The sequence below is a fragment of the Shewanella sp. BJSY2023SW007 genome (genome assembly GCF_047314525.1).
Classification (GTDB): domain Bacteria; phylum Pseudomonadota; class Gammaproteobacteria; order Enterobacterales; family Shewanellaceae; genus Shewanella; species Shewanella chilikensis.
In genome coordinates, this window is the sequence record NZ_JBKORL010000060.1 from 1 (window position 1) to 5,984 (window position 5,984).

Annotated in this window: 3 protein-coding genes and 1 pseudogene; 3 read left to right on the forward strand and 1 reads right to left on the reverse strand. The window is 51.8% G+C overall.

Annotation, left to right across the window (positions count from 1 at the left end):
* Window positions 1–273 precede the first annotated feature (273 nt).
* The 3 genes and pseudogenes from ACMHXE_RS09330 to ACMHXE_RS09340 form a co-directional block, all read left to right on the forward strand.
* Window positions 274–1,188 (forward strand): DUF4123 domain-containing protein, encoded by a 915-nt coding sequence (locus ACMHXE_RS09330; protein ID WP_146226028.1) that lies wholly within the window; start codon window positions 274–276, stop codon window positions 1,186–1,188.
* A gap of 15 nt (window positions 1,189–1,203) precedes the next feature.
* Entirely contained in the window at window positions 1,204–2,124 is a 921-nt protein-coding gene (locus ACMHXE_RS09335) for a DUF4123 domain-containing protein (RefSeq protein ID WP_101057678.1), read from the forward strand.
* Between the two features lie 1,229 nt (window positions 2,125–3,353).
* Window positions 3,354–3,635: pseudogene (locus ACMHXE_RS09340) on the forward strand (DUF6531 domain-containing protein); the annotation flags it as partial.
* 1,114 nt (window positions 3,636–4,749) lie between these two features.
* On the opposite strand, the gene ACMHXE_RS09345 reads toward ACMHXE_RS09340, so the two are convergent.
* Window positions 4,750–4,794, reverse strand: coding sequence for a hypothetical protein (locus tag ACMHXE_RS09345; protein ID WP_373296867.1), 45 nt, complete (start codon window positions 4,792–4,794; stop codon window positions 4,750–4,752).
* Window positions 4,795–5,984: the final 1,190 nt, after the last annotated feature.

Here is a 5,984-nt window from a genome sequence, read left to right on the forward strand (position 1 = left end):
GGATAGAGCCTATCCACGTGCGTTAAAAATGAGTAAAAACAAGTATCCCATTAAGCCTAAGAAAAATGCCGTTCACACTAAGTGAACGGCATTAGTCCCGTGGGCTGGTATCGTCATCTTCGGACAACTACGAGTGGTTGATGAAATCCAAACAGTTTATTGAAGAGAAGGGGGTTAGCTTTCCACCGCTTTCACCGAAAGAAGTTCGGGCAATATGGGCTAAGGAAGGCAAACCCGGTTACTGATTGTTGTTGTAATCAAGGATGTTGTTGAATGTCAGGGAATGCACAATCCATGCTTATGCACCAGATCATCAGTGGCAGGCAAAGCCATTATTGCTATGCCTTGATAGAGCCATTTGATATCGCCGGGTTTGATGAGCAATGGTCAGTTTTAAGTACTGCCCCGGGAGCACAGTGGCGCAGCCTTCCCATTGCATCGCTGGCCTCGGCACCGGGGTTGCAGCCTTTGTTGTTAAGGCTCAGTGATGGTAGCCCCTGTGAGACCCTGATGCTCTGGTTGCTGCAACAACCAGGGGCAGAGCAGCGGTGCATCTTGTTCACCACCTGGTTTGATTGGCAACAAGTCATTGCTTTTTGGTTGCAGCGAACTGAGGCTCTTTATCCTCAGGGCATAGTCGCTCCATTTAACAGTTTTTCGGCTCCCATACTGTCATTGCTGTGGCAAACCCTGGGCGATGAACAGCAACAGAGTTTTGTCGCTGGTTTGGAAGGCCTCTATTTGCCTGAAGGCGCAGCTTGGAGACTGTTGGCAATCGGAAACCAAGTGGCTGAACCCGCTTTTGAGCAAATACAACTCAGTGAACAGCAATATGAGCTTTTGACGCGCGAGAGTCGGCGTGAACTGCAAAGTCAGCAACTGTTTTTAAGGCTACAGCCTTATCACAGGAGAGAATTTTCGCCGGCGGATATCAGAGCCGTCTATTTCGATACCTTGCAACGGGTACAACAGCAGTTTGCTGATGCAGATGCCAGGAGTTGTGAAATCATGGCACAGCGCAGGTTCGTCTGGGGGAAAGATTACTTTATCCATCCTGTGTTTTTGGCCTTGTGTACGGATGGTGATTATCGAAAGGCGCTGAGACGTTTTCAGCAAAAAGTATGCAATGATGCGGCGCTCGGTCGCGATATGGATTTTCATGATTGGTTGCCTCCATTGGAGCAATAGCCAGAGGACAGGGATGTGGTAGCAATAGCAGCATTAGAGCAACAACAACTCGATGAACAGCAATGGCGGCAGCTATTGGTCACTGGCTCGGTGTTTTTGCTGGCAGATCCAACACTCAATGAAGCGGTGAGAGGTATAGCTGAATCACAGCTTCCTGAAACTCCCGAGTTCAACCGGCTCTATTGGGGGGAACTGGGAAGGCTGCACGCATCATTGTCCCCGTGTCTTATCCGGGCTCATGGCAGTAATTGGGCCGAGTTGCAGCAAAAAATATGCAGCCAGCCCGGTTGGGGAATGGCCTGGGTGCTGGAAGGCGATATGCAGGCCTACACGCCACTTCAGCAACTGCAACTATTGGTACATCACTTGCGCAGTTGGACCTGGATAGCAGACGGTGATGACACCCAGTTATTACGCATTGCCGACTGGAAGGTAACGGAAACCTTGCTGAGTGCCAGTTCGGTTGAAGAAGCCGTTGACTTTTTGGGTCCGGCGGCGGCCTTGGTGACGATTAACGCCGATGGGATCACGCGCTGGCAACCCAAACAGGGTTCACAGTGGCAGTTAGCGCAGCAAAGCACACCCAGAGTGTTGACTGACCCCCAGTATCAGGCGCTGCGTCAGATGGCTGAAGCCATCACTTATCGTGACTACATGACGCACCTGCAACAACATCATCCCGTGACCAGACAATGGTCCACAGACGACTGCCTCAGTTTTATCTCAAAGCATGTTAATCAGGCCCAGCAGCACGGATTCAGTGGCAAGCAGCAGCAGATAAAGTTTCTCACGCTCGCGTGCCTGTTTGGCGATGATTTTTGGCAGTTGCCCTGGGCGAAATCTATCCTCGATGCTCCAAGACAAGGCGCTGAAGACAGGATGTACAAGCTATTTCGCGCAGCAGAGGCCGAATTGGATAAGGAAGTCGCATCATGAGTCAGAATCGCAAGGCAGAGTTGATCTCCAGTGAAGTTGCTGCAGAGCAGAACTTCACCACAGATAATATCTTGCGCGGCAGTTGCGTCGAGTGCGGTTGCACGGCACTGATATTTTATCACTACGATGATGGTCAACCTGTGCCCGAAGCCCCTTTCATACTGACTGACAGTAATAACAAAAAGCTTGAAGGCAAGACAGACAAGAAAGGGCTCTGCCTGATTGAAGAAATGCCCTGTGGCGCTTTCGAACTGCTGCTTGATGAAGGGAGCGATGAGTTTCGCCCCAAAGAAACCGAAGAGAATAACCCGGTTTTACAGGTTAAGAGCGAATATGCTGCCATTGCCGGAGAGTATTTCACTCTGTTCACGCTGCTGCGAAACAAAGGCTTCATTGAATATGACGCTGATGACAGCAGTGAGCGTCATATTGATATTGATGACACCAGTCTGTTTTTGAATGTACCGGATGAATATGAACCCGCCTACGAGCGCTTCTGGGAATTAAACGACCGAATTAATCGTGGCTCGATGGGATTGCGCGAGGCCATTTATAAAATTCATGTCAGTCTTCCTGCCGAAGTGGTCAGCAAGGCCGGGGACAACAGCGCTATTTTATTGTTCTGTGAAATTGCGCTGGGCTTCATCCCTGTAGTCGGTCAGGCGATGGATATCTACGACCTCGGTGAATGGGGCTGGCAGACATACACTCAGGCAGCGCTAAGAAGCGATCCCATGCACTGGGCCATTGGTGGTCTGGTACTGGTTGGGTTTGTTCCCGGTGTTGGTGATGCTCTGAAAAAGTCCGGTAAAGCCATTATTGAAGCTCTGGCCAAAAACAGTCCGGAAGCGATCCAAGCCGGCATCAAGATGTTGCGTGGTTTATCCAACGGAAACCTGGTGAAGTTTCTCAATAGCTTTGCTGACAAAATCAAAGATGCCGGTGCCAAGGCATTGGAACTGCTGCAACAGATTATCGACGGACTCAAGCTGGCCTTGGTCAATGGCGGCCATTGGATCCTCAGGTTGATGAAAGAGGCATTTGGTTCGCTTATTGACATCATGGTATCCATGGCCGGCAAGCTCAAAGAGATGCTGGACTGGGTCTGCAACAAGGTAAAAGAATTTATTGGCAAGGTGGTTACTCGCCTGACCGGAACTCCCAGACCTAAAAATACCGAGCATCCAGAAGTGGATTTGAATGCCGGGAAAGACGCTCAAATCCGGGATATGAGTGGGCCCACGGCTGAAGTGGATGCCAGTAACCAGGCATTGCCAGGCGCCAAGGGCAAATGCACCAATGGTTGCCCCATCGATATGGCTACCGGCCATGTGGTTGACTGGCGCACAGATTTCAGTTTGCCGGGAATATTGGCGCTAGGGCTTAAGCGTTTCTATCACTCAGGACCTGATGTCGAACCCGGTATGTTGGGAAGACGCTGGCGCGCGGATTGGGATATGAGCCTGGTGTTAAGTGGTGATCAGGCCACTTTTACTGACGGTGAGTATAACCAGGCGCTGTTTGTCATCCCTGAAGAAGGCGCCGCTCATCGGGCGGCTCATATGCCACAGTGGCGGTTATGCCGCATCGACGGGCTGTTGGTGATGCGCCATTTAAGCGGCATTGACTACACCTTCAATCATGCTTTGGGCAACAAGCTGATGCTGACAGCCATCAGCGATCAGAGCGGTAACCGCCATCATTTTGTTTATGACCGCGGCCAACTGAAAGGGATTTTGCTCAGTGACGGTCGGCGTATCAAGGTGAATGGTAGCCGGCGACGTATTGAACGCCTTGAGTTGCAGACAGCCGATGGCAAGGCGCTGAAAACCTTGGTGGCCTATGAGTACAACGACAAAGGATATCTGACATCATGCCGGGCCGATCCGGGCCACAGCTTTGACTACCAATACTCGGATGAGGGCTGGTTGCTGCGCTGGCAGGACATGAGCTGCACCTGGGTTGAACATGACTATGACAGTCAGGGGCGGGCCATTCGCTCCAGAGGCGCTGACAAGCGCTTTTGTGACGCGTTGCATTACGATGATGATAACCGGATTGTCTATTACCGTAGTCCGCTGGATGGTATCAAAATCTATCACAGGGATGAGCGCAACAATATTATTCGTGTTGTGTTGCCCAATGGCGATACCACCTACAACGAATGGCAGGACAACCAACTGGTATCCCAACGCAATCAGTTGGGAGAGCAACAGGCGTTCAAGCGTGACGAGTGGGGGCAACTTGCCGAGCTGACCCAGGCGGACGGCAGTCAGCTTAAGTGGCAGTATGATGAAGCCGGCAGGTTGCTTAGCTTCACCAATGAATTGGGTGCCAGTTGGCAGCATGAGTACGATAGCCGCGGCAATCTGCTGTCGGTGCTTGACCCCTTGGGCCACAGCCGTTACTGGCAGTACAACTCCAAGGGGCAAATGGCCTGGGCGATCGATGCTGATGGCGAGCAGACCGGCTTTGGTTATGACAAGGTGTCAGGCCTGCCCTGCGAAGTCATTTTGCCCGGCGTTGAACCGCTAAAACTGGAATATGACAATCTGGGGCGGATAAGCCGGGTGCTTCAAGGGATCCAGTGTCACAAGTATACTTATTTGGGGCAAAGTGCCCTGGTCACTGGGGTGGTGGACAGCCAAGGCAAACGCCAGCACTTCGAATATGATACCGAAGGCAATCTGGTCAAAGCGACTGATGCCAATGGCAACAGCCAGCAATATCGTTACGGTGCGTTTGACCTGTTGCAAGCCAGTATCGATCCTTTAGGCCATGAACTGCAGCTGTTCTATAACGGAGAATGCCAGTTTGCCGGCATTGCCAACAGCAAAGGTGAGCAGTGGCGATATCACTACAATTCCAGCGGTCAAATTGTTGAAGAGCGTCACCTTGATGGTCGTCGTAACCGCTTCGATTACGATAAGGCCGGCCGGGTAATATGCAAAACCCAGGCTGATGGCAGCAGCATTCATTTCTTCTACGATATCTGTGGCCGTTTGCTGCAAAAGCAAACCCGTAACTCGCAGCAAATGGTGATGAACAATAGCCATTTTGAATACGACGGGGCCGGTCAACTGCTTAAAGGCCGTAATGCCGTGTCTGAGCTGGCGTTTAGCTATGATGCGCTTGGCAGGCTGATTGCTGAAACGCAAAATGGCCAATCGATTGAGTATCAATACACTGCCGCGGGTCGTCCAATTCGTGCCAATGGCTTATTGCTTGAGCAACTGCAGACATGGCAACACGGCCGTTTGGCAACGATTGCCGCTTCTGGGTTTGAGCCGCTGACACTGGCATACGACCGTTATGGCCGGGAAACCAGTCGCAGTAACCAGGCTGGATTCTGCCTGCGACAGGAGTACACCCCGGAGGGACTGCTCAAACGTCAGCACCTGGATGCCTGGAGCCCACAGGGGACAGAGCAGCAACTACCTGGCCGCTTTGGTGGCATTGCCCGCAGTTATGAATATGACGCTCTGAGCCGGATCACCGCCATCGAAGACGGTCACTGGGGCCGCAGTGAATTTACCCAAAATGCCCTTGGGCAAATCGTGGCAGAAAAACGCACCAGCGCCTGGCATACACGCAGTGAGCGGCGCCAATTCAGCTATGACTCCGAACTCCAACTGACGGCCATAGCCTCTTGGGCTGAGGATGGGCAAAACAAAGACCAGCTTAGCAACAGTTCCCCGAATAGCACTTCAAATAGCCGGATTATCGACTTCGCCAAAAAGCGCCAGGAAAAGGCACTGGAATATCAGCAAGCCGGGCGGGTAGTGCGTCAGGGAGACAATGTTTTCCGCTACGATGCCAATGGCCGTATGGTCGAGAAAACCCTGAAACGTGATGGTTTC

Coding starts and splice junctions, on each gene's coding strand:
- ACMHXE_RS09330 (WP_146226028.1), top strand. CDS start 274: ATGTCAGGGAATGCACAATCCATGCTTATGCACCAGATCATCAGTGGC.